Source organism: Streptomyces melanosporofaciens (genome assembly GCF_900105695.1).
GTDB classification, from domain to species: domain Bacteria; phylum Actinomycetota; class Actinomycetes; order Streptomycetales; family Streptomycetaceae; genus Streptomyces; species Streptomyces antimycoticus.
In genome coordinates this window covers 4,401,380-4,427,998 of sequence record NZ_FNST01000002.1, presented here as the reverse complement: position 1 = coordinate 4,427,998, position 26,619 = coordinate 4,401,380, and the positions used below count along the sequence as shown (strand labels likewise).

The following is a 26,619-nucleotide window of genomic DNA, read 5'->3' as shown; positions in this document are numbered from 1 at the left end:
TTCCTGATCACGGAGTTTCTAGGCCGCCGCCGCGTCGAAGGAGGTCTGTCGTACGGTCCTGCGTCGGGCAGCAGAGGCGGGGCTGCGTCGGCCGCGTGAGGATGCGCTGCGCTTGCGCTTCTCGGCCGCCGGCGCGGTGATCGTGACGGGGATGCCGGAGGGTGCCTGGGCGCCGGTGATCTGACTCAGGGCCTCTTCGCCGACGCGGATCTGGGTGGTCTGGGGCACGATGCCGGCGGCGGTCATGAGGCGGGTCATGTCGCGGCGCTGGTTGGGGGTGACCAGGGTGACGACGCTGCCCGACTCGCCGGCCCGCGCGGTGCGGCCGCCGCGGTGGAGGTAGTCCTTGTGGTCGGTCGGCGGGTCGATATTGACGACGAGGTCGAGGTCGTCGACGTGGATACCGCGGGCGGCGACGTTCGTGGCCACGAGCACGGTGACGTGTCCGGTCTTGAACTGGGCCAGGGTCCGGGTGCGCTGGGGCTGCGACTTGCCGCCGTGCAGGGCGGCGGCCCGCACTCCGCTGTTCAGCAGGTCCTGCGTGAGCCGGTCGACGCCGTGCTTGGTGTCCAGGAACATGATCACCCGGCCGTCGCGGGCCGCGATCTCGGTGGTCGTGCGGTGCTTGTCCGCGCCCTGCACGTGGAGCACGTGGTGCTCCATCGTGGTGACGGCGCCCGCCGACGGGTCGACGGAGTGGACGACGGGGTCGGTGAGGTAGCGGCGGACCAGGCGGTCGACGTTGCGGTCGAGGGTGGCGGAGAACAGCATCCGCTGGCCCTCGGGGCGCACCTGGTCCAGGAGTGCCGTGACCTGGGGCATGAAGCCCATGTCGGCCATCTGGTCGGCCTCGTCCAGGACGGTGATCGCAACCTGGTTCAGCCGGCAGTCACCGCGGTCGATGAGGTCCTTGAGCCGGCCCGGCGTGGCGACGACGACTTCAGCGCCGCCCCGCAACGCGCCTGCCTGCCTGCCGATCGACATTCCGCCGACGACGGTGACCAGGCGCAGCTTCACCGAGCGGGCGTAGGGGGTGAGTGCGTCGGTCACCTGCTGGGCCAGCTCACGCGTCGGGACGAGGACCAGGGCCAGCGGCTGGCGGGGCTCGGCGCGCCGGCCTGCGGTGCGGGCCAGCAGAGCCAGGCCGAAGGCGAGGGTCTTGCCGGATCCGGTGCGCCCGCGTCCCAGGGCGTCGCGGCCCGCGAGGGTGTTGGGCAGGGTCGCACCCTGGATCGGGAACGGGACGCTCAGGCCCTGCGCGGTCAGCGCGGCCAGCAGCTGGGCGGGCATGTCGAGGTCGGCGAAAGCCTCGACCGCGGGCAGCGCGGGAGTGATCGTCTTCGGCAGGGCGAACTCGCCCTGGACCGCGGCGGGCCGCCGACCGTGGCCGCCCGAGCGGCTCGGGCGCCCTGACCGGCTCGGGGCGGGCGAGCCGAAGCGATTGCCCCGGCCCGAACCGGTGCCGGAGTTGAAAGCGGCCCTGGTGCGGCGGGTCCGGGAGGTGCGGTCGTTCGTACGTGTGGGGTTCATTTGAGAACCTTCCTTGATACGGCACGTATCAAGGAATTCCCGCAGCGGAAGTGCAGCGCGGGGAATCACGAGAACGGGCCGAAATGGAATGCGAAAGCGAAGACGCCATGCAGTGAATCCGCTGCGGGACGCAGGTGATGAAATGGGTGACGTAATATCGGCGTGAGATGCCGGACGTCGATGGGTGCGGCCCGGGAGAGGCGGCGCACCCCGGAGAAGAGCTGGGAGCGGTTCTGTCCCACAGGAGGCATCACTGACGGAAATCCCCGTAGCTGGGGCCCTCACCCGAGGGATGCGGGCCCCCAGCTACGGGGTGCGCGTCAGCGTCAGCCGGGAACTATGTTCTCGGCCGTCGGGCCCTTCTGGCCCGGTGCGATGTCGAAGGTGACCTTCTGCCCTTCGAGCAACTCGCGGAAGCCCTGGGCAGCGATGTTCGAGAAGTGGGCGAACACGTCAGGACCTCCACCATCCTGCTCGATGAAGCCGAAGCCCTTGGCCGCGTTGAACCACTTCACAGTGCCAGACGCCATGTAAATATCTCCTTGTGGGGCAGTACGCCGGCACCCGCAATCCACGGACACCGGGTCGCCGCGATGATGCCCCGCCCGGAGAAAAACCGGAAATAAAAACGCTTCCCGCAGCTAAATGCCGGCGTGAGCGTTGAAGTTTTTGGGAACCACAACTGCAACTGAGATCGACAGTAGCATGCGGCAGTGGCCCGCGTACGGCCGATGGAGCGAATTCGTTCGCTACGATAAACACACTGTCCGCGCGACATATTTAACCCTCGTCTGGCGGCAATAGATATTGCCCCACACGCGACACAGTGTTCCAGCAAGAGCGGTCGTCACATACGGCTCGGCGGGCGCGACTACTGCGGCGGTGCCCTCCTCCGCCCGACGGCGGCCCATGGGCGCGTCCCGACGCGTTCATGGCCGCTCGCGCATGCCCTGGATCCCGCCACCATCGTCTGACGGCCGTTGACCATCGTTCGTGGCGTACCAGTCGGGAGGGCAGCCCGCCCGGGGCCCGGCCCGCAGTATGCTCCGCGCGCAGGCGGGACCGGACCACCTCAGCCTGCGGTCGTCGGGTTCTCTGAGGCGGCGGCGCGGCGGTACTCGGCGTTGATGCGCTGGGCTTCTTCGAGCTGGTCTTCGAGGATGACGATGCGGCAGGCGGCCTCGATGGGCGTGCCCTGGTCGACGAGCTCCCGGGCGCGGGCGGCGATGCGCAACTGGTAGCGGGAGTAGCGCCGGTGGCCGCCCTCGGAACGCAGCGGGGTGATGAGGCGGGCTTCGCCGACGGCGCGGAGAAAGCCCTGCGTGGTGCCGAGCATTTCGGCGGCCCGGCCCATCGTGTAGGCGGGATAGTCGTCGTCGTCGAGACGGCTGAACGATTCGCCTGCTGTCATTTGCACCTCTCTGTGGAACGGATGGAGGGGCCCGGGTGCCGTATGGCACCCGGGCCCCGAAGGAACTGCTACACCATCTGCCGGCCCTGGTACTACGCCGGCCTTCTGTGTCCGCTGACCCGACCTGGAAGTTGTCGGGGCTGCGGGGATCGCGGTTGCTTGACCGGAGACCACCTCACTATCGATGTCCTGCGGTACCCGGGCTCAAGACTCCGCCCGGGCGATCCTGATGGCGCCTGGCTCCTCCGTTCTTCCCTCTGGGATCAATCACTTACCTACTACTGTCCTGCGCATTGCTCGGTGGCCTGTCACAGCACCACTCTCCGGCAGCCAGCCCCGTTGCCCGTCCTGCGTCTGCTCTGGCTTAGAACCCCACTGCCGAACCTCCCGGTGCGCGCGTCCGCAGCCGACGCCTTCACCGAGGTGCCGCTCACTTAACTTCACTGCTGAGTACTGCTACTGCGTGAACTGCGGTACTGCTCGCGGCGGCCCCTGATCACTGCGGGCCACCTGGTCCGGCCGCCAGTCCCGTCGCCATCCTGCAACAACCCTGGCTTCGAAACTCCACCGCCGCACCGTCCTGCGTACTGCAACTGCGGTTAACGCTGCCCGGCAGTTCGTGTCTCCGGGCCCTGCTGTCTCTCTGGCTACGAGAGAAACCATAACCACGCCACCGCCCAATGTCTACTCCAGCCAGGATAGATTTTCGTGACCCAGGTGGAGAGATAGTCGGCACAGGCCACGGGACGAGTACCCGGCGGTCCCGTTACAGCCAGGCGCGGCGCCGACCTGCACGGTGGCACCGGAGGTTTCGGCTGGCCCATGGTCAACCATCTCGGGTGGTGAGGGTTGCGTGGTGTGACCAGGCGCCGGCCTCGCCGCAGAGGGTGCGGGCCACACCGCAGGTGGCCCCTGACCGGCGATGATGCCGGCCAGGGGCCGCCTGTCACTTGAGCTGGCGTCAGCCGTCGTTCTCCGCCGACGGGATGTAGGCGCCCGGCACGTCCTGAGGAGCGTAGATCTTCTTCTCACCCGGGTACGGCCTCGCCCAGTTGTGCGTCGCGTACCACGTGAGGTGGTTCATCTGGGCGGGGGGAGCGTAGTCCGGAACGGCGTTGGGACCGGTCAGCCGCTGCTTCGACTTCCACCGGTCCCACTGGGCGGCGACGTTCTTCATGTCCGTCGGCACCGAGGCCGACGGCACGGCCGCCGCCTTCAGGCTCTGCGCCGCGGGGGTGTCCAGACCACAGGACGGCGGGGTCTTCACCCCGTCGGTCAGCGAGGTCCGGTTGGGCAGCGCCTTGAACGGCGTGAAGTCCGGGCGCTGGGTGAACGCCGAGGCCATCGGGGTGGCCGCGGTGTCCTTCTGGTTCATCGGCTGGATCCCGAGGATCTGCTCGATGGTCCGCGCCATGTTGATCTGCGAGTAGTAGTGGCTGTCCACCGCGCCGTGCTTGGCCCAGGGGCTGATGATCTGGACGGGGGCACGATGGCCGTCGACGTGGTCGAGACCCGCCTGGGAGTCGTCCTCGACGACGAAGATCGCCGAGTCCTTCCAGTACTTGCTGTGCGAGATCTCGTCGACGATCCGGCCCACGGCGAGGTCGTTGTCCGCGACCTGGGAGGCGGGGCTCACCGGGCCACCGGTGTGGTCGCTCGAGAGCCAGAACATGTTCAGGTTCGCCGGACCGTTCTTCTCGAAGTCCTTCTTCCAGATCTGTGCCCGGTAGACGTCCGGGACGCTGGTGTCGAACTTCGGGAAGCCGTGCACCGACACGTCGTTGAGCGACGGGATCGGCGAGGTCGAGTTCAGCGGGTAGGCGGTGTCCTGACCGGTCGCCGCCATGTTCTTGGTGTCGCAGTACAGGTTCTGCCAGCTTGCGCCCGACGGCTTGGTCAGGAACTGCTGGAACTCACCGAAGTTCCGGACGGACTTGTGGGCCGCCTGAGCACCGGTCCAGATGAAGCCGGTCTTCTGGTGGCCGAGGGCGTCGTCCTCGGTGTCGTAGCTGCGGGTGTACTCACCGGCCGAGGACTCGGTGTACTCCGGGTTGTCTGCCTGCATCAGCCAGTTGTGACCCTCGGCGGAGTTGGTGCCGATGTCGTACGTGTTGTCGTACAGGCCGAACTGCTCGGCCAGGGCGTGCTGGTTCGGCGTGACGTTCTCGCCGAACTCGGTCAGCGACGGGTCGCCATTGCCCTTCGATATGTCGCCGAAGACCTGGTCGTAGGTCCGGTTCTCCTTGACGAGCAGGAAGACGTGCTTGATCGTCGAGGGGTCGCCGAGCTTGACCGGGACCGGCACCGGCTTGGCCTGGGTGCCGTCGGCCTTCTTGAGGGACTCGCCGTTCCAGCCGTTCTGCTTGAAGACCTTGCCGGTGTAGGACCTGATCACGCTGTCGTCGGGCAGGGCGAACTTCTGCACGCTCGACGTCGTGTCGTGGGTGGCGTGACCGCCGGTGGCCTTACGGCGGGCGTCGATGCCACGGGTGTTGGAGACGTACACCTCGTTGCCGGAGGTGGTGATCTCCGAGGGGAAGTAGTCCGTGGGGAGCAGGCCGACGTAGCTGACCGGCTCCTGCGCGGAGGTGAACTTGTAGACGGCGACGGCGTTGGCGCGGCCGAGGGTCACCAGCAGGTGACCGTCGTCGGTGAGGGTCACCGCGTCGGGCTCGTAACCCACCCGGGCCTTGGCCCATGGCTGGGTGGAGATGGTCTGGACGACCTTGTCCTTCGCCGTGTCGATGACCGACACATTGTTGTCGGCGGTGTTGGTGACGAACACCACGCCGTTCTTGGCGTATACGGCGGTCGGGTGCAGACCGACCTCGATGCTGGAGACCGCGGCGTCCTGGTTCGCCAGGTCGATGACGCTGACCGTGCCGCTGGTGGTGGCAGCGGTCTTCTGGTCGGCGAGTACCTGCGTACCGTAGGAGTTGATCGTGGGCTCGCCGGGCTTGGCCGGGCGGCCACCCTCGTTGCTGACGTAGAGCTTGTCGCCGACGACGGTCATGTCGCGCGGGGCGTTGCCCACGGCCCAGCTCTGCTTGATGGTCCCGGTCGCCGCGTCGATGGAGACGACCCGGTTCTGGCCGTTGACCGCGGAGTACACGGTCTTGCCGTCGGCCGAGAACACGGCCTCGCCCACCAGGGCGTGCTGGGAGCCGTCCGCCGGGATGGTGACGGTCCGCGGGCTGGAGACGCTGCCGTCCGCGTTCACGGAGAACACGGTGTAGCCGTCCGGCTGGCCCAGCCACAGCTGCTTGCCGTCGGGCGAGTACGTCGGGCCTTCCTGGCCCACGTTGTTGCTGCTGATGCGGGGGTTCGACGACGCGGCGTTGCTGACGAGCTGCTGCGTCTTCCAGTTCTTCAGGTCCACGATGGCCAGGGCCGCGCCACCGTCGGTGACCGAGGCGGCCATGTGCGTGCCGTCCGGGCTGACCGAGGACGACATGATCTTGCCCTGGTTGATGACGAGACGGTCGCCGTACGGGGCGATGTACTGGTTGCTGGAGACGACCTGGCCATTCTTGGTGACCTGACCGACCTGCTCCGTGCCGAACTGGTGGGTCTGCGCGAGCGCCGTGCCGGCGGCCACGAGGGCGACAGCGGTGGTGCCCGCCGTCAACAGCGGTATCCGGCGGCCGATGCGTCTGCTGATGAGGTTGATCCGGGCTTCCTCGACGAGTTTGCGGCGGCGAGTCACCTGCATTGAGGGTTATCCCTTCGGGGTGGTGTCGAGCAGTTCGACGTTGCCGTCGAACTGCCACAGCGGGTTCGGTGCGTCCCCATCGGGCGTCCGCACCAGGAAGTAGCCGTTCACTTCCTTCGGTCCATCGCCATCGGCCATGAACCGCCCGTCCGGAGTGACGTCGAGCTGGTAGATGGCCTGTCCGGTGGCCTCGACGCCGGGAAGATGCCAGGTCACGACGCAGCGCCAGTCGTTGCCCGGGCCTTGTGCCGCGACCCTGGTGCTTCCCTTGTCGCACGACGCCGTGGCCTTCAACTGGGCCTCGGTGACGGCGGGTCGGTTGAGTTGGTCGGTCTGCATGCGGTACAGGTGCGCGAACGCCGTGGCGAGCGAGCGCTGCAGCTTGTCCTGCTCGATCCCGGAGCCCGTCGCCGAGGTCGTCGCGGCGACGACCGCGAACGACGCGGCGGCCACCCCGACGAGCGGCAGGACTCCGATGGTGATCGCGCGGCGGCCCGAACCGTCGTGGGCCAGATTGGTGAAGTCGCGCCGTACGAAGAGCACATACGCCAGCGCCGTCGCGACCACGGCCCATACGAGGCTGACAACGATGCCGATCAGCAGCGGGCCGAGTTGCCGGGGGCTGGTGAACAGACCGTTCCAGGAGATGAGGGCGTAGCTCGGCAGGGCGACGCGCACGACCACCGGAAGCGGCAGCATCTGGGCGACCGCCAGCGCGAGCGAGACGAGCACGGGCACCAGCAGCCCCATCGGGGACCGTCCGAGGGTGACCGACCCGAGAAAGCCGAGTGCGGCGAGCGCCAGGGTCGGAGCGAGGACGCAGACCCAGGAGAGCAGGACCGAGACGGCGGCGTCCGACGGTGCCAGGAGATGGCCGTCGAGACCGACCAGAGGCTGGTTGCCGACCACGAGGAGGCCGCCGACGGTGCTGGAGACCGCGAGCCCGGCCACGAACAGCAGCAGGACGGTGAGACTGGCCACCGCCTTCGCCACGAAGATCCGCCGAGGCGAGCGGACCGCGACGAGCAGATGGCGCCAGGTGCCGAGCCGGTCCTCGGAGGCGAACACATCACCGGCCACGACCGAGGTCAGCAGCGGGAGCGCCCAGGTCCCCGCGAAACCGAGCATCACCAGCGGCCCGGCCCACCCGGAGGCGAGCATCCAGCGCCCGAAGAGGGTGTCGACGGGAAGCGTGCTCTGCTGGCTCACCCCGGCGACGAAGAGGGCGGGAGCGATCCAGCAGGCGAGAACCAACAGGCGGATCCGCCACTGGGAGACGAGCTTGACGAGCTCGAAGCGACAGGCGCGGGTGACGGGGACGCGACGGCCCCCGGTCACCTGCTCGGGTTCCTGTTCCCGGCTCCGGGTGAGGGTCGCGGTCATCTGCCCGCCTCCTGCTGCTCGGTGAGGGCGAGGAACGCGGCTTCGAGCGGGGACACCATGGGAGTGAGCTCGCGCAGCGCGACGCCCCTCTCCACCAGCCGCACCACCAGTTGGTCGAGGGCGGGCATCAGGGCGCGCACGACGAGCAGTTCGGCGTCCTGCCGTACCCCGGGGTCGTCGACGACCTGGATCCCCGGCGCGTCGTCCGCCAGCCGGCGCGCGGCCCGCGGGTCGGAGGAGAGCAGCCGGTAGTCGAGTTCACGGTTCTCGGTGGCCAGCTTGGACAGCGGGCCGGAGAAGACGACGCGTCCGGCGGCGAGGATGGTCACCTCGGAGCACAGCGCCTCGAGGTCGTCCATGTTGTGGCTGGAGAGCACGACGGCGGTTCCGTCGGCCGCGAGCCGGCTGAGGACACCGTGCACGTGCTTCTTGCCCGCCGGGTCGAGGCCGTTGGACGGTTCGTCGAGCACGAGCAGCCGGGGCTTGGTCAGCAGGGCGGCGGCGAGCCCGAGCCGCTGGCGCATGCCGAGGGAGAAGCCGCGGGTACGGTCGTCGGCGACGTCGGTGAGACCGACCTCGGCGAGTACGTCGTCGATCCCCGCCGTGCGCGCGTCGTGGCCGCGGAGTGCGGCCAGCGCGGCGAGGTTCTGCCGTGGGGTGAGCGAGGGGTAGAGAGCGGGGCCGTCCACGAAGCCGGCGACACCGTCGGGAGCGTCGAGTGCCCGCTCGACCGGTGCACCCAGGACCTCCAGGCGACCGCTGTCGGCCACCGCGAGCCCCAGCAGAAGGCCGAGCAACGTCGTTTTTCCGGCGCCGTTCGGTCCGACCAGGCCGTGGAGCTGACCCTGCGTTACATCGAGATCGATGCCGTCCAGGGCGACGACATCACCGAAGCTCTTCGTGATACCGCGAGCCCGGATTGCGCGGAGTTCTTCCATGGGTCCCTTCCTTCAAATGCTTCAAGGACCCTATGGATTGATCATGCTGCTGGTGAGGGTGGAGAGTTGAATGTAGGTAGAACATGAAACGACTTGGCATTCGCGACATCGCCGCCGAGCACCAGTTCCCCCTTTTGGCCGACATTCTTTGCCATCATTTGATCAAAATCGGATGCTCCCATGAATGAGTTGCAATGGTGAATGCTGCGGTGAATGCCAACTGGGCACGGAGCGGAATTGAGCCGGAAGCGACGGCCCCCGAATCCCGGCGGTTTCTGCCGGGATTCGGGGGCCGTCGTCAGGCGAGCGCCGTCCGCTAGATGACGATGCTCAGCAGGGCCGCCACCACGAAGCCCGCCACCGACAGCACCGTCTCCAGCACCGTCCACGACTTCAGCGTGTCGCTCTCGGAGATGCCGAAGTACTTCGCCACCATCCAGAAGCCGCCGTCGTTCACATGCGAGGCGAAGATCGAGCCCGCCGAGATGGCCATGATGACCAGCGCCAGATGGGCCTGGGAGTAGTGGCCCTCGGAGAGCATCGGGGTGACGATGCCCGCCGTCGTGACGATCGCGACCGTCGCCGAGCCCTGGGCCACCCGGAGCACCACCGAGATCAGCCAGGCCAGCACGATCACCGGCAGACCCGCGCTGTCGAAGGCGTCGGCCAGGGCCTGGGCGACACCGCTGCCCTTGAGGACCGCGCCGAAGACCCCGCCCGCGCCGACGACCAGGAGGATGTTGCCGACGGGCTTGAGGGAGGCGGTGGAGACGGTCTCCAGGGACTTGCGGGACCAGCCGCGCCGGATGCCCAGCAGGTAGTAGGCGAGGAGCAGGGCGATCGTCAGCGCCACGAAGGGGTGGCCGAAGAACTCGATGACCGAGCGGCCGGTGCTCGGGTCCAGCGCGACGGAGGAGAAGGTGGCGCAGAGGATCAGGACGAGCGGGGTGCCGATGATGGCGAGCACCGTGGCCACCGAAACCGGCCGCTCGGCCGGGGTGACGCCGGAGGCGCGCTGCTGGGCCGCGACCGCCTCCCGGGATTCCTCGGCCGCCTCGACCATGTCCTGCGGTACGGGGACGAAGATGCGCTTGCCGATCCAGGCGGCGTAGCCCCAGGCGGCCAGCACCGAGGGGATGCCGACGACGATGCCCATCAGGATGACCCAGCCCAGGTCGACATGGAACAGCCCGGCCGCGGCCACCGGGCCGGGGTGCGGCGGCAGGAAGGCGTGGGTCATGGACAGGCCCGCGAGCAGCGGCATCGCGTAGAGCAAAATGGACTTGCCGCTGCGCTTGGCGGCCGCGTAGACGATCGGCGCGAGGACGAAGATGCCGACGTCGAAGAAGACGGGTATGCCGAAGATCAGGCCGGTCAGCCCCATCGCGAGCGGTGACCGCTTCTCGCCGAAGATGCCGAGCAGCCGGGCGCTGAGCGCCTCCGCGCCGCCGGAGACCTCGAGTATCGCGCCGAGCATGGTGCCCAGGCCGATGATGATGGCTATGTGGCCGAGGATGCCGCCCATCCCGGATTCGATGAGCGAGACGGCGTCCGACTTCTGGACCGTGCCGAAGAGTTCGGTGACCGAGAGACCGGCGGCCAGACCGACCGCGATGGAGACGCCGAGCAGCGCCACGAAGGGCTGCAGCCGGACCTTGATGATCAGGTAGAGCAGTAGCGCGATGCCGAGGGCGGCGACGGTCAGCAGACCGGCGGTGCCGTCGATGAGCGCGAGCAGACCACCGGTGTGGGGTGGTGTCTCGGCAGCGGGAGCGGCCGCGAGCAGCATGGGGAACTCCGGGTGTGGGTAGGGGGTACCGCCGCACGGCGGGGGGCCGCGCGCTGGGAGAGGGTGGGTGCGGTTGATCAGGGCTCGAGCTTCCGACGGCGGGGACGGTGAGGACGAGTCAGGGGTGGAACCCGCGGCGGGCGGAAGGCGCTCCCGCCCGCCGCGGGGTCTTCGGGGTCAGCCCAGGACGGCGAGGGCGTCGATCTCGACGAGCAGACCGGCGGGGAGGCCGACGTAGACCGTCGTACGCGCGGCCGGGGCCTCCTTGAGGTCGGCGAAGAACTCGTTGTAGATCTCGTTGAATTCGGCGAAGTGGCCGGTGTCGGTGAGGTAGACGCGCACCATCATGGCGTCCTCCCAGCTCGCGCCGCCCTCCTCCAGCACGGCCTGCACATTGCGCAGGGTCTGCAGGGTCTGCTCGCGCAGGGTCGGCCCGACGGGGGTGGGAGCCTGGCCCGGGACGGCGGGGCCGAAGCCGACCTGACCGGCGACCTGGAGGACGTTCCCCTTCTTCACGCCGTGGGAGAACTTGGCGGGCGGGGTGGTGTGCGTGGCCGGGGTGATCGGGGTCTTCTGCAGCTTCTCGGTCATGAGGAGGGCTCCTCGGCTTTCTTCTCGGGTGTTTCCGCTGTTACTTGAGAGGGGTTCTGCGAGGTGTGGGACGCCGATGCGGACACCGGGGCGCCGCCCGAGTATTCCCGGCTGATCTCCTCCGCCGTGCGGCGCACCAGCGGCAGCAGGGAGAGGAGTTCCTCGGCGGTGACGACGACGTTCGGCGCCGACACCGAGCAGGCGGCGACGACCCGCCCGTCCGTTCCCCGGATCGGCGCCCCGACGCAGTTGATCGACTCCTCGTGGCCGCCGAAGTCGGTGGCCCAGCCCTGTTCGCGCACGGTCGCCAGCTCCTTGAGGAACGCGGCGGCGTTCGGCGTCGAACGGGGCGTGTACGCGGGGTAGGTCAGCCGCTCGGCCAGCGTCCGCAGCTCGGGCTCGGGCAGATCGGCCAGCAGCAGCTTGGCCACGGCGGCGACGGTGATGGCGACGGGCTTGCCGATCCGCGAGTACATCCGCACCGGATAGCGGCTCTCCACCTTGTCGATGTAGAGCACCTCGTTCTCCTCGTACACCGCGAGATGGACGGTGTGCCCGCACCGCTCGTTGAGCGCCATCAGATGGGGATGGGCGATCTCGCGGACGTCGAGGTTCTCCACCGCCTCCTGCGCCAGCGCGAAGAGGCGGGCGCCGAGGCGGTAGCGCTGGTCCTGCTGGCGGTAGACCATGCCGTGCTCATGGAGGGTGCGCAGCAGCCGCAGCGCGGTGGACTTGTGCACGCCCAGCCGCGTGGCGACCTGCTCCAGATTGGCCGGGCCCTCCGCCAGCAACGGCAGAATGCTCAGCGCTCGGTCGACGGTCTGGCTCATGGGTCGCATACCTCCACCACTGCGGTCTCGGCCCACTTTTCGGCGGGAGTCGGCAGATCTGTCCAGCCGGGGCCGAATCGCAGTGTGCCCCACTGCGTGGCATCGAGTGCCACCAATTGGTCGGCCCGCTCACGGGAGGGCGGGGTGCCGAGGTCGCCGGGGACGGTGAGGGCGGCGGCGGCCATGAGGTGGCCGTGGCGCAACCGTTCGGCGACGGGCAGTCCGCGCAGGGTGCCGGAGAGGAAGCCGGCGGCGAAGGCGTCGCCCGCGCCGACGGGGGCGACGACATCGACGCGCGGGGCGGGTTCGAAGGTGACGGCGTCGGTGCCGTCCGGGCGGCGGGCGTAGGCGGTGGCCCCGGCGCCGCCCTGCTTGACGACCAGCATCCCGGGTTCGGGCAGCGCCGCCCGGATCGCCGCCGGGCCGCGCAGCCCCCAGACCGCCTCGGCCTCGTCCTCGCCGACGAAGACGAGGTCGCAGCCGCGGGCGAGGCCGAGCAGGACGGCCGGGCCCTGTTCGGCGTCGTCCTCCCGCTGCCAGAGGGAGACCCGGTAGTTGAGGTCGAAGGAGACGAGGGGGCGGCCGGGGGCGTGGGCGGTCAGCTCACGCATCAGCGCGCGGCAGTCGGCGGAGAGGGCCGGGGTGATCCCGGTCAGATGGAGCACCCGGCCGGACCAGGCCCGCTCCCGGGGGATGAGCGCCGGGGACATGGCCGCGGCGGCGGATCCGGCCCGGTAGTAGACCACCTCGGCGAGCGACTCCGCCACGCCGTCCCCGTCCTCGTCCCCGTCGGCGCCGCCGGTCCCGTCCACCGCCTCCGAACCGACCGCGCGCTCGCCCGCCGTGCGGAAGTAGATGCCGGTGGGGCGGTGCGGATCGCGCTGGACGTAGGCCGTGTCCACGCCGGTGGCCGCGATCTCCCGCACCAGGTGCTCGCCGAAGCCGTCCGTGCCCACCCGGCTGATCCAGCGCGCGCGGTGCCCGGCGCGGGCCAGGCCACAGGCGACATTGGACTCGGCGCCGCCGATGCCCCGGGCGAAGGAGGGGACGTCCGCCAGCCGGCCCGGGCGGGACGGCACGAAGGTCACCATCGACTCGCCGAGGCAGACGACGTCGATGTCATCGACGGCATCAGCGACGCCATCGGCGGTCTCGACGCTGGGGAGAGGGGACACGGTTGGTCTCGCTCCTCGTGGATGGACGGATGGGGGTCGGCCACACACCGTTGACCCGGTGCTGGGCGGGATGTTAGACAGCGCTAAGCGATATGCGCAATGAACGTTGCAGAGATTGCAACCGGAATCCGTAATGGAGGCGCCTCCATGGCCACCGACCACAGCGACCGGGCCGTCGCCGCTCTCGCGCGGGAGCGCGTGGACCACCGCTTCAAGGGGCTGCCTGCGAGCGCCGAGGGCCTGACGGTCGGCGAGCTCGCCGCCGAGCGGCGCTCCCTGTTCACCGGCGGCTTCACCACGCCCGTCCTGGCCCTGTCGGCCGAGGCGCTGGAGCACAACCTGGTGGCGATGGAGCGCTACTCCGCCGCCCACGGGCTCGCCTTCGCCCCGCACGGCAAGACCTCCATGGCCCCCCAGCTCTTCGAGCGCCAGCTCGCCCACGGGGCCTGGGGCATCACCGCGGCCGTCCCCACCCATGTGCGGGTCTACCGGGCCTTCGGCATCCAGCGGATCTTCCTCGCCAACGAGCTCGTCGACGCCGCCGCCCTGCACTGGCTCGCGGCCGAGCTCGACGCCGACCCCGATTTCCGCTTCATCGCCTACGTCGACTCGGTGCGCGGCGTCGAGCTGATGGACGCGGCGCTGCGGGAGGCGGGCGCGCGGCGGCCGGTCGAGGTGGTGGTCGAGCTGGGCGGCGGCGAGGGAGCCCGCACCGGGGCCCGTACGGAGGCGGAGTGCGCGGCGGTCGCCGACGCGGTCGCGGCCACCGGGACCCTACGGCTGGTCGGCGTGGCCGGTTACGAGGGCGAGGTGCCGAAGCCGGACGGCGAGCGGGTGCGGGCGTGGCTGCGCCGGCTCACCGCGCTGGCCGCGGACTTCGACGCGGCGGGCCGCTTCGAGGGCGTGGACGAGGTGGTCGTCAGCGCGGGCGGCAGTGCGTGGTTCGACGCGGTGGCGGACGTCCTCGCGGAGCTGCCCACGCTCTCCCGGCCGGTGCTGAAGCTGCTGCGCTCGGGTGCGTATGTCTCCCACGACGACGGTCACTACCGGCATCTGACCCCGTTCAACCGCGTCCCGGAGGAGGGCGAGCTGCACCCGGCCTTCCGCCTGTGGGCCCAGGTCGTCTCCCGCCCCGAGCCCGGCCAGGCGTTCCTCAACGCGGGCAAGCGGGACGCGGCGTACGACCTCGATATGCCCGCGCCCCAGCTCATCCGCTCCGCCCGCGACGGCTCCACCCGCCCCGCCACGGGCCTGGCCATCACGGCCCTCTCCGACCAGCACGCCTGGGCCACCGTCGCGGACGGCACGGAGCTGGAGGTCGGCGACTGGGTGGCCCTGGGGCTCTCGCATCCGTGCACCAGCTTCGACAAGTGGCAGCTCATTCCGGTGGCGGAGGCGGACGGCACGGTCACCGACTACATCCGCACCTTCTTCTGACCCCTCCGGGGCTCCGCCCCACCCCGCGCGAAGGGAGACGCACCCCATGGACCTGGTCATCCGCGACGCACGCGTCATCGACGGCACCGGCGGTGCCGCCTACCGGGCCGACGTGGCCGTGGACGGCGGCCGGATCGCCGCCGTCGTCCGCGAGGACGGCGGCGGGCCGCGCCCCACCGCCCGCCGCACCGTGGACGCGGACGGCCTCGTCCTCTCCCCCGGCTTCATCGACATGCACGCGCACAGCGACCTCGCGCTGCTGCGCGACCCCGACCACTCGGCGAAGGCCGCGCAGGGCGTGACCCTCGAGGTCATCGGCCAGGACGGGCTCTCGTACGCCCCCGTGGACGACCGGACCCTCGCCCAGATCCGTACCGCCATCACCGGCTGGAACGGCGGTGCGCCCGGGAGTACGGACATCGACTTCTCCTGGCGCACCGTCGGTGAGTTCCTGGACCGCCTGGACCACGGCTTCGACGGCCGGGGCATCGCGGTCAACGCCGCCTACCTCATCCCCCAGGGCACCGTCCGGATGCTCGCGGTCGGCTGGGAGGACCGCGACGCGACACCGGCGGAGGTCGCCCGGATGAAGGAGTTGGTGGCCGAGGGCCTTCAGCAGGGCGCCGTCGGCCTCTCCTCCGGCCTCACCTACACCCCAGGCATGTACGCCTCCGACTCCGAACTCACCGAGCTGTGCCGGGTCGTGGCCGCGTACGACGGCTACTACTGCCCGCACCACCGCTCCTACGGCGCCGGTGCCCTGCGCGCGTACGAGGAGATGGTGGCCCTCAGCCGCGAGGCCGGCTGCGCACTCCACCTCGCCCACGCCACCATGAACTTCGGCCTCAACAAGGGCCGCGCCCCCGAACTCCTCGCCCTCCTCGACACCGCCCTCGCCGACGGCGCCGACATCACCCTCGACACCTACCCCTACCTCCCCGGCTGCACCACGCTGGCCGCGATGATGCCGAGCTGGGCGGCCGAGGGCGGCCCCGAGGCGGCGCTCGCGCGGCTGCGCGACGACGCGACGGCCGAGCGCATCCGCCACGTCATGGAGGTGGAAGGGGCGGACGGCTGCCACGGCGTACCGATGGACTGGGACACGATCGAGATCTCCGGCGTGAACGACCCGTCCCTCGCCGGTTACGTCGGCCGGACCATCGCCGCGAGCGCCCGCGAACGCGGCGAGGCCCCCTGGATCACCGCCCGCCGCCTCCTCCTGGAGGACCACCTCGGCCCCACGATCCTGCAGCACGTCGGGCATGAGGAGAACGTCCAGGCGATCATGCAGCACCCCGTCCACACGGGCGGCAGCGACGGCATCCTCCAGGGCGCCAAGCCCCACCCCCGCGCCTACGGCACCTTCCCGCAGTACCTCGGCCGCTACGTCCGCGAGCTGGGCGTCCTCACCCTGGAGGAGTGCGTCGCCCACCTCACCTCCCGCCCCGCGGCCCGCCTCCGCCTCCCCGACCGCGGCCGGATCCACGAGGGTTACCGCGCCGACCTCGTCCTCTTCGACCCGGACACGGTGGCGGCGGGCTCGACCTTCGACGCCCCCCGCACCCTGCCGACCGGCATCCCCCACGTCCTCATCGACGGCCGCTTCGTCATCGAGAACGGCCGGCGGACGGACGTCCTGGCGGGGCGTTCGGTGCGGCGCGCCTAGCGCAATGGGGCGGCCTTGCTCCGCCGACACCCCTGTTAGCGGGGTGTTAGCGGAGCGGCAGGCTTGCGGTAGCGGCCCCGACCAGAGTGGGTGACGTACCGAGAACAACGTCACCGACTGCCCCTGGGGGGACCCGACATGAATGCCAACACCACCGTCCGCCGTCGCCGCACCATTCGCATCGCCGCCGCGGCCCTGATCGCAGCCGCCGGCCTCAGCCTGACCGCCTGCAACAACGACACGGACAACACCGGCACGAAGAAGCCCGCGGCCTCCACCGAGTCCAACAGCGGGGGTTCCTCCACCGGTGCGCAGGGCTCCGACGCCAAGACGGGCGATACGGACAAGGCACCATCCTCGACCGGCGACCAGAAGTTGGCGGACGGCAGCACGGCCAAGATCGACAAGCTCGGCACCCAGCACTACCGCCTCAAGATCATCAACGACGGTGCCGTCCTGGCCACGCTGGAGGCCAACCAGCGCGACGCCGGGCTCGACGCCAACGGCATGTACGTCGTGCTCACGCTGGGCGGTGAGGTCCACTCCTGGATGGGCGGCGAGCACAGCGGACCGGGCACCTACAAGCTCGCGGGCGGCTGGACGGCCAAGGTCACCGAGGTCGGCGACGCCCACTTCCGTGCGGACATCATCGGCAACGAGGGCTCGGTGGACGGCACGCTGGAGGCGAACCAGCACGACGCCGGGATGGTCGCCAACGGCGTGTACATCGTGCTCAGCGCCGGCGGTGTGATCAGCGCCCATCAGTAAGCGCCTGCCCGACCGCGGCGGTGGAGTCGCCTACGGCGACTCCACCGCCGCGGTGTTCGCGCATGGGTGCCTTGCCCGCCGGGGCGTTGCTTCTCGGCGTCTACGACGGTCCGCTCCAGCACGGCGGTCCGGTTGATGACCGTGCCGGGCGTGATGCCGTAGGCCCGCTCGACCTGGACAGCGCGGCTGCCGAGACAGGCGTACGTCGTGGGGTCGAAGATCCACTCGGTGCGGTCGCCGCTCTTCCGGTCGACGTGGGCCAGGGCGATGCCCTCGCGTCCCGCGGCGTCCTTGGCATACTCCACCACGACAACCCCGGGGATCTTGGCCGCGGCCCGGTAGGGCGCCGCGTTCAGCTTCGCCGGTGCGAGCCGCTCGTTGAGCAGGTCGCCGACCGTGGTGAATGCCTCCTGGCCCGGGGAGTTCCCCTGGCCCTTGGTCTCCTTGTAGATCTTCTTCAGCAGGGCGTCCGGGTCGGTGGGCAGCGTCTGGAGGTGGTGACGGTCCAGTCCCCGGTCACCCGCACCGCGTGCCGGTGAACCAGTTGGGCGTGGTCACGGAAGAGCCGGCGGAACACCTCGGGGCCGCCTGCCCGTATCCGGGTGTGCAATGAGGAGTCCACGTCGAGCTTTGTCCAAGCGGCGGGGCAGGTTCCCGTGGCGTGCGTCACACGGCCAGGAGACATAGGGCTCCGCGGCCCCCCGCTCAGCCCTCCAGTTCCGCCGCCACGAAGCGGCGCAGGTGGCGGCGGGCGTCGGCCACGGTCAGGGCGGGGGCCTGGCGCAGGCGGCGCAGGGCCAGGCCGTCTGCCAGGGCGGAGAAGCGGAGGGCGAAGTCGGCCGGGTCGTCGCATACGAAGTCGCCCTCGTCGCGGCCCCGTTCGACCAGGGCCTGGATCTCGCCGTGCCATGCCTCGTAGCGCTCGGCCTGGCCACGGGCGAAGGACGCGTCGCGTTCGCCCGCGTTCCAGTAGTCGAACCACATCCGCCAGTGCTGGTCCGTGTCGTCCGTGAAGAGCGCGTCGATGAGCAGCCGCAGCCCCTCCGCGCCGCTGGTGGCCTTCGCGGCGGCCTCGCTCAGCGCGGCGTAGTAGCGCTCGATGTGCAGGACCATCGCCTCGGAGAGGACTTCCTGCACGCTCTCGAAGTGGTAGGTGACCGTGCCGACCGAGACCTCGGCCGCGGCCGCCACCTCGCGCACCCCGACCCCCTTGGTGCCGCGCTCCGCGATGAGCGGAACGGCGGCCTCCACGATGAGGCGGCGGCGCACCTCGGTGGGCTGCCGGGTGCGGCGCGAGGCGTCGACGGCGCGGCGCGGGGGGCGGCGTTCGGCGGGGGACGTCACGCGGATGTCCTCGGCGTGGTGTGGTGCCATGCGCGCGTGGCCACTGTCTCTCCGTTCGCCCGTGCCTCGATGCTGCTGTCCATGATGAATTCCTCCGCCGTGGCCCGCAGTTCCACGGCGGTGACGACCTCCGTGTCCCAGGCCCCGCGCCGCAGCCGGATGGTCCACCGAGAGCTTGCCACGGCCGACAGCGGATCGTCGGAGCGGATGCGGTAGGTCTCGCGGGCGCTCTCCTCGTAGCGGAGTCCGTCGGGATAGGTGCGGGAGCCGCCGTAGTTGGGGTCCACGTCCAGCACCCACTCGCCCGTCGCCACGTCATGGGTGAGGGTCCGCTCGGGGCGTGGTTCGGCGGGCGGGTCGACGGTCACGGCGAGCGGCGCGGCCTGTTCGGGCTCCTCGAAGACGATGGGCGGACGGCCCGCGTCGGCGCCCGGATCCCGTACGGGCAGCAGCAGGGCGCTGTCCCCGGGCCGTACGGTCAGCCGGCCGCGCTCGCCGTGCGGCCAGACCCACGGCCAGTACGCGTCGGAGACGGCGACCCTGATGCGGTGGCCGGGCGGGAAGGCGTAGCCGGTGGCGTTCAGCTCGAACTCCACGTCCTCTTCTCGCCCTGGCTGCCACTCCACGGCCTTGTCCCGTCCCTTGCGGGAGAGCAGGTTGAGTACTCCACGGGTGACCAGGGTGGACGAGCCGTCGGGCGCCACATCGCAGACCCGGGCGATGACATGGGCGCGGGGGGTGGCGCTGTCGAGGCGCAGCCGTACGCGGGGACGGCCGAGGATCTCGACCCGATCGGTCAGCGGCGGCGAGTCGAAGCAGACCGAGCGGCCGTCCTCCTCGCGCTGGTCGGGCGGCAGATCGGTGGCGTTGCCGAAGGGGAAGAAGCGGCCCGCGTCCAGGCCGGTGTGCAGCGGCGAGCGGACGATCACCGGCGCCTCGGCAGGGCCGCCGAGGGGATGTTCGTCCCAGGTGACGGACGGCGACGGCCAGGCGTCCTCGCCGACCCAGCGGCCGGGCATGGTCGGGTACGAGGTGGCGGGCGGTACGGGGTCGTTGATCCAGGCGCGCAGCGGCGGCTCGTCCAGCACGCCGGTCGGCTCGTCCTTGAGCCAGTGGTCCCACCAGCGCAGCGTTTCCTGCAGAAAGCCGATCGCCGGGCCCGGCGGCAGCCCCCGGTCCGGGTACTGATGCGACCAGGGGCCGATGAGCCCGCGCACGGGCGCGTCGAGGTGTTCCAGCAGGCGCAGCACGGTGTCCCGGTACGGATCGGCCCAGCCGCCGACCGCGAGCACGGCGGCCTCGATCGCGCCGTAGTCCTCGCAGACGCTGCCGTGCCGCCAGTAGTCGTCCCGCTCCTGGTGGGCGAGCCAGGTGTGCAGATACGGCTCGAGCGCGTCGAGCCGCTCCCGCCACATGGGCAGCCAGCGGTCCTCGCCGACGGAGGTGGGGTGCGGGGGGCGGGCGGTGAACGCCAGCATCGTCCCGGCCCAGGCGAGCATGTCGATGCCGAGGACGGCGCCGCCGGTGTAGTGGACGTCGTTGTCGTAACGGTCGTCGGTGGAGCAGACGGTGACGATCGCCTTCAGCGGCTCGGGGCGCAGGGCGGCGATCTGGAGGGAGTTGAACCCGCCCCAGGAGATCCCGAACATCCCCACCTTGCCGGTGCACCAGGGCTGCCGCGCGAGCCAGTTGACGACGTCGACGCCGTCGGCGAGCTCGGTCGCGGTGTACTCGTCGAGCATCACGCCCTCGGAGTCGCCACTGCCGCGCAGATCGACCCGTACGGAGGCGTAGCCGTGCCCGGCGTACCAGGGGTGGCGCTGGGCGTCGCGGGGTGCGGTCCAGTCGCTCTTGCGGTACGGGAGGTATTCGAGGAGGGCGGGGACGGGGGCGGTCTCGGCGTCGGCCGGGCGCCAGATGCGTGCGTGCAGCCGCGTAGTCCCGTCCCGGGTGGGGATCCATACGTCCTCGACCTGCACCTTGCGGTCGAAGGTCTCGCGGTACTTCACGCTGCTCCTTACGGGGTGGGGTTGGGGTGGGGGTGGGTTGTTGCCTGCGGGTCGGGTGCGCCTGCGGGTCGGGGGTGCGGCTGCGGGTCCGGTGCGGCTGCGGATGGGGGCGCCTGCGGGTGGGGGGCGCCTGCGGCGGGCAAGCCCCACCCCGCCCCTTCCCGAAACCGGGGCTCCGCCCCGGACCCCGCTCCTCAATCGCCGGAGGGGCTTGCAGGTTGTGGGCAATCGTTCCTCCCCCAGCTACCGCTGGGAGTCGCCCCCCGGTGGAACGGGTGGGCACAACCCGCCCACCGGCCCGCACCCGGCGGCGATACCTCAAGGGGCACCCCCCCACGGGGGCCGGGGCCGGCCCCGGTATCGGGAAGGGGCGGGGTGGGGGCTAGCCATCCGCCGGCCGCCACCTGCGTACCCGGTGCCCCCCACCCAACTCATCCCACACCGCCCCCGGCTCGGCCGCATCCGCCCACTCCTCCGCCGGGCCCGAAGCCGTCGCCGCCTCCGGATCCGGCTCCAGCGCCGCCCCCATCAGCGCCCGCGTATACGGATGCCCCGGCCCCTCGAACACCGCATCCGTGGGCCCCTCCTCCACCACCACCCCGTGCCGCAGCACCACCACCCGGTCGGCGATCCCCCGCACCACCGCCAAGTCGTGGCTGATGAACACGCACGCCAACTCCCGCTCCCGGCGCAGATCGTCCAGCAGCCGCAACACATCGGCCTGTACGGACACATCCAGCGCCGTGGTGATCTCGTCCGCGATCAGTACCTCCGGCTCCCCGGCCAGCGCCCGCGCGATCCCGATCCGCTGGCGCTGGCCGCCCGACAGCTGCGCGGGCAGCCGGTCGACGAAGTCGGGGTCGAGACGGACGTCGGCGATCAGCTGCCGGGCCCGCGAGGCCGCCTCGCCCCGCGACCCCGCCGAGCCGAAGAAGCGCAGGGGCCGCCGTATCGCATCGCCCACCGAACGCCGCGGATTGAGCGAGGTGTCGGCGTTCTGGAAGACGAGCTGCACGGTGCGACGCAGGGCGAGCGGACGCCGCCGCGCGGGGGCACCCAGATCACCGCCGGACGCACCACCCGCCGCAGCCCCGGCCGCACCCCCGGACACAACCCTCGCCGCACCACCAGACGCACCACCCAAACCATCGCCCAACGCACCACCGGACGCACCCGACGCACCCGACGCACCGGACACCCCAGCCCGCATCGTCCCGCCCGACAGCCCCCGCAGCCCCGCCAGCGACCACGCGATCGTCGACTTGCCGCTCCCCGATTCGCCGACCAGGGCCAGCACCTCCCCCCGCCGCACGCTGAAGGAGACCCCGTCCACGGCGCGGCTGGTGCCGTAGTCGATCGTCACCTCTCGTACGTCCAGCGCCTCGGCCGCGGCCGCGGGCACCTCGGCCTTGGGCCGGATCTCCCGCGTACCGTCCTCCCCCACCAGCGCGAGCCCGGCGTCCGCGATGCGCGGGACGCTGGCCAGCAGGCGGCGGGTGTACGGGTCGGCGGGGGCGGCGAAGAGCCGTCGGGTGGGGGCGGCCTCGACGACCCGCCCGGCGCGCAGGACGCACACCTCGTCGGCCATGTGCGCGACCACGCCGAGGTCATGGCTGACCAGGACGGCGGCGAGGCCGAGTTCCTCGCGCAGGGCGCCGACCAGGTCCAGCACCCCGCGCTGGGTGATCACATCGAGGCCGGTGGTGGGCTCGTCCAGGACGAGCACCTTGGGGCGGGCCGCGATGGCCATGGCGATGGCCACGCGCTGCTGCTGTCCGCCGGAGAGCTCATGCGGATAGCGGCGGGCGAGTTCGCGCGGATGCGGCAGCCTGACCTGCTCCAGCAGGTCCGTGACGGGCACCTCGCCGCCCGCCTCCGCGATCTGCCGTCCGATGCGCATGCTCGGCGTCAGGGCCTGGCCCGCGTTCTGGGAGACCATCGCGACCGTACCGCCGCGCAGCCGCCGCAACTCCCGCGCGGAGAGCGCGAAGACGTCCCTGCCCTCGACGGCGACCCGTCCGCCGGTCAGCCGGGAGCCATGCCGTAGATGCCCCAGCAGCGTCGCGGCGACCGTCGACTTGCCGCTGCCCGACTCGCCGACCAGGGCCAGCGTCCGGCCGGGCCGCACCTCCAGCGACACCTCGTCCACGACGGGCACCTCGCGCCCGCCCTTCCCGCCCGACCCGCCCGAACGGTAGGCCACGGACAGGGCCTCCACCGAGACGATGGGCGTCGACTCCGCCGAAACAGCCGCCTCCGCCGAAACAACGCGCGACATCAGGAGCCCTCCCGGATCCGGTCCACGCCCCACGCCTTGGACAGGCCGTCGGCCGCGAGGTTGAGCCCGACCACCAGCGTGGCCAGGGCGATGATCGGCGCGAGGCTGGCCATCGGGACGACGGTGATGGCGGTGCGGTTCTCCGAGACCATCAGCCCCCAGTCGGGGGTGGGCGGGTCGGCGCCGAAGCCCAGGAAGGACAGCGAGGAGATCAGCAGCACCACCCAGGAGGCGCGCATCGCGAACTCGACGCACACCACGTCGGTGATGTTGGGCAGCACCTCGCGCCGCAGGATCGCCCAGGTGCTCTCGCCGCGGGCGCGCGCCGCGGTGACGTAGTCCTGCGGGACGACGGCGAGTGCGGCGCCGCGCACGACGCGCACCACCTGGGGGACGCAGACGACGGCGATGGCCAGCACGATGACCGAGGATCCGGTGCCCAGCGCGGTGACGATCACCAGCAGGACGAGGATCGCGGGGATGGACAGCACCGCGTCCAGGACGCGCATCAGCAGATCGTCCAGCCAGCCGCCGCGCAGGGCGGCCGCACAGCCGAGGACGGCGCCGAGGGCGACGGTGAGGACGGTCGCGGTGACGGAGACGCCGAGCGCGTACCGCCCGCCGTACAGCACCCGGGTCAGCACATCGCGTCCGTAGCTGTCGGTGCCCGCCCAGTGGTCCGCGCCGGGCCCCAGCAGCGCGTGCGAGGCGTCGCCGGTGGTGGGGTGGTAGGGGGTGAGCAGCGGGGCGAGCAGCGCGACCACGAGGTGGACGGCGACGATCGCGAGCCCGATGGCGGTGGGGCGGGAGGAGCGCACGGCGCGCCAGGTGCGGGCGGCGACACCGGAGCGGACCGGCGCGGGCGGTGCGGCGGCCCGCGCCGCCCCCGCGGACGCTTTCAGCGGGCTCATCGGGTCTTCCAGCGAGCTCATCGGATCCTCCCTCCTCGGGTGCGGAGCTTGGGGTTGAGGGCCATGGAGCCGAGGTCGGCGGCGAGGTTGCAGACGACGTAGACGACGGCGCTGATGAGGGCGATGGCCTGGATGACGGGCAGGTCGCGGTTCTGGACGGAGGAGAGCATCAGCTTGCCGATGCCGGGGTAGTTGAAGACGTTCTCGACCACGGCGACGCCGCCGACCAGCCAGGCCACGTTCAGCGCGATGACGTGGAGCGTGGGCAGCAGGGCGCTGGGCAGGGCGTGCCGGGTGACCACCCGCCAGGTGGACAGCCCCTTGAGCCGGGCGGTGGTGACGTATTCGCTCGCCATGACGTCGATGACCGAGGTGCGGGCCATCCGCACGATGTACGCGGCCATGACGATCGCGAGCGAGGCGGCGGGCAGCCAGACCGCCGGGAGGAGCTGCCCGGTGCCGGCGCCCGGTCCGTACAGCACCACGGCGGGCAGCACCGGCACGGTGACGGAGAAGGCGAGCACCAGCACGGTGGCCACGACGAATTCGGGGACGCTCATCCCGATCAGGCTGACCGTGGAGATCAGGTGGTCGGGCCAGCGGTCGCGGTAGAGCCCGGCGACGATGCCGAGGACGAGGGAGCCGGTGACCGCGAAGAGGATGGTGACGACGGCGATGAGGGCGGAGTTGCCGAGGTACTGGGAGACCTCGCCGCCCACCGGTTTGGTGGTGACCAGCGAGGTGCCGAAGTCGCCGTGCAGGGCGCCGTTGATCCAGTGGCCGTAGCGCTCCCACGCGGGCTGGTCGAGCCCCATCTGCTTGCGCAGCGCGGCGACCGCGTCGGGGGTGGCGTCCCTGCCGAGCACCTGGGTGGCGACATCGCCGGGCAGTGCCTGGACGGCCAGGAAGACCAGGACCGAGGAGAGCAGCAGGGTGCCCAGCGCGGAGACCACACGGCGGACGAGGAAGGTGAGCATGCGCCTCATGCCCCCTTCAGGCCGATGCGGAGGTAGTCGAACTCGAAGCCGTGCTCGGCGTAGCCGCGCACCTTCCGGGAGATCCCGACGAGCCGGTCGGCGAACATCGGGGTGATGGCCCCGCCCCGCTCGATGACGAGCGTCTGCGCCTGTCCGTACAGCTCGCGCCTGCGGCCCGTGTCGGTCTCCCGGCGGGCCCGGTCGAGCAGCGCGTCGAACTCCTTGTCCGCCCAGGCGGTCTCGTTGTACGAGGAGCCGCCGCGGAAGACCTGGTTGAGGAGCTGGTCGACGGGGCGCCCGGTGTACCAGTAGGTGGCCATGAGCGGCTTCTTCATCCAGATCTGGGTGTAGTACGAGTCGGCGGCCGCGGTCTTGACCCGGATCCGGATGCCGGCCCGCCCGGCCGACTCCTGGTAGGCGAGCGCCATGGGCGTGAAGATCGGGTCGTACGAGGAGGTGTAGAGGTCCACCGCCAGCCGCTCGTACCCGGCCTTCTTCAGCAGATGGCGGGCCCGCTCGGGGTCGTGGGCGGGGTGGGCGGCGGTGTGGGCGGGGTCGTTCGGCGGGACGGGGTTGTCCCAGCCGGCCGTGCCCGCGCCCTGGAGGGCGGCCTTCAGGATGTGCTCGGGGTCGTAGGCGAGCTTCATCGCCTGCCGCACCCGCACATCGGTGAAGGGCTTCTCGGTGGTGAGCATCGGCAGCACGTACCACTGGGCGTTCTCGGCGCGGGCGATGGTGGCGCGGTCGGAGGCGGCGATGACCCGGGCGGTGGCGAAGTCGAGGTTGGTCTGGGAGAGCAGATCGACCTGTCCGGCGAGCAGGGCGTTGGAGCGGGCCTGCATATCGGCGACGGAGTAGAAGTCGATGGCGTCCAGGACCGGGCGCCCGGCCCAGTGGTCCGGGTAGGCGGTGACCCGGCCGGGCCCGGCGGCGGCGAAGGACGCGAGCCGGAACGGGCCGGTGCCGATGCCGGTGCGGCCGATGGAGCGGGCGCTGCCGTCCGGGACGACATAGCAGTTGTAGTGGGTGAGCAGGCTGGGGAACTCGGCGTGCGGGCTCTTCAGCGGGACGACGAGGGTGTGGGCGTCGGGGGTGCGCAGCCGCTTCGGGTCGACCAGCGGGGACAGCACGGGGGCCTGCGGGGAGGCGGTCGCGGTGTCGAGGATGTGGCGCAGGGTGTAGGCGGCGTCGGCGGAGGTGAAGGCGCGGCCGTCGTGGAAGGTGACGCCGCGGCGCAGCCGGAAGGTCCAGGTGGTCGCCTTGGCGTCGGGCTCCCAGGATTCGGCGAGGTCGGGGGCGACGGTGCCGTCGGGCCCGATCCGGACGAGCCGGTTGTAGAGCGCGCCGAGGTATTCGTACGCGGAGAGCGCGCTCGCGGGGTCGAGGGTCTCGGCGTCGGAGGCGGGCGGCCGGGCGATGCGCAGGGTGCCGCCGCGGTCGGGCCGCCCGGCCGGGCCGCGGGTGGGCACGGCCCTCGTCGGGGACGCGGAGGCGGCTCCGGAGCAGCCGCTCAGCAGGGCGGAGCCGCCGAGCGCACCGCCGATCGCCGCCGCGGTGGTGAGCAGCGACCTCCGTGGCAGCCCGGCCGCGGCGGGGGCAGTTCGGTGGGAGGTCTCGGATGTGAACGGGGGCATGAACGGGGGCACCCTTCCCTTACTCGTTCAGCGGAACGATTGGGTGAAGTGCGTGAACGATAGCCAGGACACCCGTTCGGGCCAACCCTTCGTTCGCGAAAATTAACCCCGGAAACAGAGTCGTTACCCGGCGCGGAGAGCGGCCCGGGGACGGCGCACGGGGTCGCGGACCCCGCCCCACGGCGCCCCCGCACCCCGGCTGCGCACCTTCCGCGCACCGTCCACGTGGCGAAAAA

20 protein-coding genes are annotated in these 26,619 nt (G+C 71.1%); 3 read left to right on the top strand and 17 right to left on the bottom strand.

Annotated elements, in window-relative coordinates; all coding sequences use genetic code 11:
- Positions 1-18: 18 nt before the first annotated feature.
- The 10 genes from BLV72_RS21930 to BLV72_RS21880 form a co-directional block, all read right to left on the bottom strand.
- A complete protein-coding gene (locus tag BLV72_RS21930) occupies positions 19-1,530 on the bottom strand; it encodes a DEAD/DEAH box helicase (RefSeq protein ID WP_093464297.1) in 1,512 nt (503 codons plus the stop codon).
- A gap of 326 nt (positions 1,531-1,856) precedes the next feature.
- The gene (locus BLV72_RS21925; RefSeq protein WP_093464295.1) at positions 1,857-2,060 is read right to left on the bottom strand and encodes a cold-shock protein; all 204 of its coding nucleotides are present in this window, start codon (positions 2,058-2,060) and stop codon (positions 1,857-1,859) included.
- Between the two features lie 542 nt (positions 2,061-2,602).
- Positions 2,603-2,941, bottom strand: a complete 339-nt coding sequence (locus tag BLV72_RS21920) for a MerR family transcriptional regulator (RefSeq protein WP_093464293.1) — start codon at positions 2,939-2,941, stop codon at positions 2,603-2,605.
- Between the two features lie 961 nt (positions 2,942-3,902).
- Positions 3,903-6,653 (bottom strand): bifunctional YncE/alkaline phosphatase family protein, encoded by a 2,751-nt coding sequence (locus BLV72_RS21910; RefSeq protein WP_093464292.1) that lies wholly within the window; start codon positions 6,651-6,653, stop codon positions 3,903-3,905.
- A 6-nt stretch (positions 6,654-6,659) separates the two neighbouring features.
- Complete coding sequence (locus BLV72_RS21905) at positions 6,660-8,036, bottom strand: ABC transporter permease (protein ID WP_093464290.1); 1,377 nt, start codon at positions 8,034-8,036, stop codon at positions 6,660-6,662.
- On the bottom strand, positions 8,033-8,974 hold the full coding sequence (locus BLV72_RS21900; protein ID WP_093464288.1) for an ABC transporter ATP-binding protein: 942 nt from the start codon (positions 8,972-8,974) through the stop codon (positions 8,033-8,035). Before BLV72_RS21900 ends, BLV72_RS21905 begins: the two co-directional genes overlap by 4 nt.
- A gap of 316 nt (positions 8,975-9,290) precedes the next feature.
- Positions 9,291-10,763 (bottom strand): GntP family permease, encoded by a 1,473-nt coding sequence (locus BLV72_RS21895; protein WP_093464286.1) that lies wholly within the window; start codon positions 10,761-10,763, stop codon positions 9,291-9,293.
- 177 nt (positions 10,764-10,940) lie between these two features.
- On the bottom strand, positions 10,941-11,354 hold the full coding sequence (locus BLV72_RS21890; RefSeq protein ID WP_093464284.1) for a RidA family protein: 414 nt from the start codon (positions 11,352-11,354) through the stop codon (positions 10,941-10,943).
- Positions 11,351-12,184: an IclR family transcriptional regulator gene (locus BLV72_RS21885; protein WP_093464282.1), complete on the bottom strand. Its 834-nt coding sequence runs from the start codon at positions 12,182-12,184 to the stop codon at positions 11,351-11,353. The genes BLV72_RS21890 and BLV72_RS21885 overlap by 4 nt, the downstream gene beginning before the upstream one ends.
- The gene (locus BLV72_RS21880) at positions 12,181-13,359 is read right to left on the bottom strand and encodes a sugar kinase (protein WP_093464280.1); all 1,179 of its coding nucleotides are present in this window, start codon (positions 13,357-13,359) and stop codon (positions 12,181-12,183) included. Before BLV72_RS21880 ends, BLV72_RS21885 begins: the two co-directional genes overlap by 4 nt.
- Before the next feature lie 147 nt (positions 13,360-13,506).
- Here BLV72_RS21880 and BLV72_RS21875 point away from each other — a divergent pair, with 147 nt between their 5' ends.
- The 3 genes from BLV72_RS21875 (at position 13,507) to BLV72_RS21865 (ending at position 17,230) form a co-directional block, all read left to right on the top strand.
- Positions 13,507-14,796, top strand: a complete 1,290-nt coding sequence (locus tag BLV72_RS21875) for an alanine racemase (protein WP_093464278.1) — start codon at positions 13,507-13,509, stop codon at positions 14,794-14,796.
- A gap of 46 nt (positions 14,797-14,842) precedes the next feature.
- Positions 14,843-16,462: an N-acyl-D-amino-acid deacylase family protein gene (locus BLV72_RS21870; protein ID WP_093464276.1), complete on the top strand. Its 1,620-nt coding sequence runs from the start codon at positions 14,843-14,845 to the stop codon at positions 16,460-16,462.
- A 138-nt stretch (positions 16,463-16,600) separates the two neighbouring features.
- Positions 16,601-17,230, top strand: coding sequence for a hypothetical protein (locus tag BLV72_RS21865; protein WP_093464274.1), 630 nt, complete (start codon positions 16,601-16,603; stop codon positions 17,228-17,230).
- Here the strand turns inward: BLV72_RS21865 and BLV72_RS48815 are convergent.
- From BLV72_RS48815 to BLV72_RS21825, 7 genes are all read right to left on the bottom strand, one after another.
- On the bottom strand, positions 17,224-17,691 hold the full coding sequence (locus tag BLV72_RS48815) for a CU044_5270 family protein (protein ID WP_244321422.1): 468 nt from the start codon (positions 17,689-17,691) through the stop codon (positions 17,224-17,226). The two genes, BLV72_RS21865 and BLV72_RS48815, sit on opposite strands and share 7 nt — an antisense overlap.
- Before the next feature lie 244 nt (positions 17,692-17,935).
- A complete protein-coding gene (locus BLV72_RS21850; protein ID WP_093464270.1) occupies positions 17,936-18,604 on the bottom strand; it encodes a TetR/AcrR family transcriptional regulator in 669 nt (222 codons plus the stop codon).
- On the bottom strand, positions 18,571-20,583 hold the full coding sequence (locus BLV72_RS21845; RefSeq protein ID WP_093464268.1) for a CocE/NonD family hydrolase: 2,013 nt from the start codon (positions 20,581-20,583) through the stop codon (positions 18,571-18,573). The genes BLV72_RS21850 and BLV72_RS21845 overlap by 34 nt, the downstream gene beginning before the upstream one ends.
- Positions 20,584-20,965: 382 nt before the next feature.
- Positions 20,966-22,861 (bottom strand): dipeptide ABC transporter ATP-binding protein, encoded by a 1,896-nt coding sequence (locus BLV72_RS21840; RefSeq protein ID WP_093464266.1) that lies wholly within the window; start codon positions 22,859-22,861, stop codon positions 20,966-20,968.
- Entirely contained in the window at positions 22,861-23,772 is a 912-nt protein-coding gene (locus tag BLV72_RS21835; protein ID WP_093470480.1) for an ABC transporter permease, read from the bottom strand. The genes BLV72_RS21840 and BLV72_RS21835 overlap by 1 nt, the downstream gene beginning before the upstream one ends.
- A 17-nt stretch (positions 23,773-23,789) precedes the next feature.
- Complete coding sequence (locus BLV72_RS21830; protein WP_093464265.1) at positions 23,790-24,749, bottom strand: ABC transporter permease; 960 nt, start codon at positions 24,747-24,749, stop codon at positions 23,790-23,792.
- A 5-nt stretch (positions 24,750-24,754) separates the two neighbouring features.
- Positions 24,755-26,383 carry an ABC transporter substrate-binding protein gene (locus BLV72_RS21825; RefSeq protein ID WP_093470479.1) on the bottom strand — a complete coding sequence of 543 codons (1,629 nt, stop codon included), beginning with the start codon at positions 26,381-26,383 and terminating at the stop codon, positions 24,755-24,757.
- Positions 26,384-26,619: the final 236 nt, after the last annotated feature.

Coding starts and splice junctions, on each gene's coding strand:
- BLV72_RS21830 (WP_093464265.1), bottom strand. CDS start 24,749: ATGCTCACCTTCCTCGTCCGCCGTGTGGTCTCCGCGCTGGGCACCCTG.
- BLV72_RS21825 (WP_093470479.1), bottom strand. CDS start 26,383: ATGCCCCCGTTCACATCCGAGACCTCCCACCGAACTGCCCCCGCCGCG.
- BLV72_RS21850 (WP_093464270.1), bottom strand. CDS start 18,604: ATGGCACCACACCACGCCGAGGACATCCGCGTGACGTCCCCCGCCGAA.
- BLV72_RS21910 (WP_093464292.1), bottom strand. CDS start 6,653: ATGCAGGTGACTCGCCGCCGCAAACTCGTCGAGGAAGCCCGGATCAAC.
- BLV72_RS21875 (WP_093464278.1), top strand. CDS start 13,507: ATGGCCACCGACCACAGCGACCGGGCCGTCGCCGCTCTCGCGCGGGAG.
- BLV72_RS21905 (WP_093464290.1), bottom strand. CDS start 8,036: ATGACCGCGACCCTCACCCGGAGCCGGGAACAGGAACCCGAGCAGGTG.
- BLV72_RS21865 (WP_093464274.1), top strand. CDS start 16,601: ATGAATGCCAACACCACCGTCCGCCGTCGCCGCACCATTCGCATCGCC.
- BLV72_RS21835 (WP_093470480.1), bottom strand. CDS start 23,772: ATGAGCCCGCTGAAAGCGTCCGCGGGGGCGGCGCGGGCCGCCGCACCG.
- BLV72_RS21925 (WP_093464295.1), bottom strand. CDS start 2,060: ATGGCGTCTGGCACTGTGAAGTGGTTCAACGCGGCCAAGGGCTTCGGC.
- BLV72_RS21840 (WP_093464266.1), bottom strand. CDS start 22,861: ATGTCGCGCGTTGTTTCGGCGGAGGCGGCTGTTTCGGCGGAGTCGACG.
- BLV72_RS21890 (WP_093464284.1), bottom strand. CDS start 11,354: ATGACCGAGAAGCTGCAGAAGACCCCGATCACCCCGGCCACGCACACC.
- BLV72_RS21885 (WP_093464282.1), bottom strand. CDS start 12,184: ATGAGCCAGACCGTCGACCGAGCGCTGAGCATTCTGCCGTTGCTGGCG.
- BLV72_RS21895 (WP_093464286.1), bottom strand. CDS start 10,763: ATGCTGCTCGCGGCCGCTCCCGCTGCCGAGACACCACCCCACACCGGT.
- BLV72_RS21900 (WP_093464288.1), bottom strand. CDS start 8,974: ATGGAAGAACTCCGCGCAATCCGGGCTCGCGGTATCACGAAGAGCTTC.
- BLV72_RS21920 (WP_093464293.1), bottom strand. CDS start 2,941: ATGACAGCAGGCGAATCGTTCAGCCGTCTCGACGACGACGACTATCCC.
- BLV72_RS21930 (WP_093464297.1), bottom strand. CDS start 1,530: ATGAACCCCACACGTACGAACGACCGCACCTCCCGGACCCGCCGCACC.
- BLV72_RS21870 (WP_093464276.1), top strand. CDS start 14,843: ATGGACCTGGTCATCCGCGACGCACGCGTCATCGACGGCACCGGCGGT.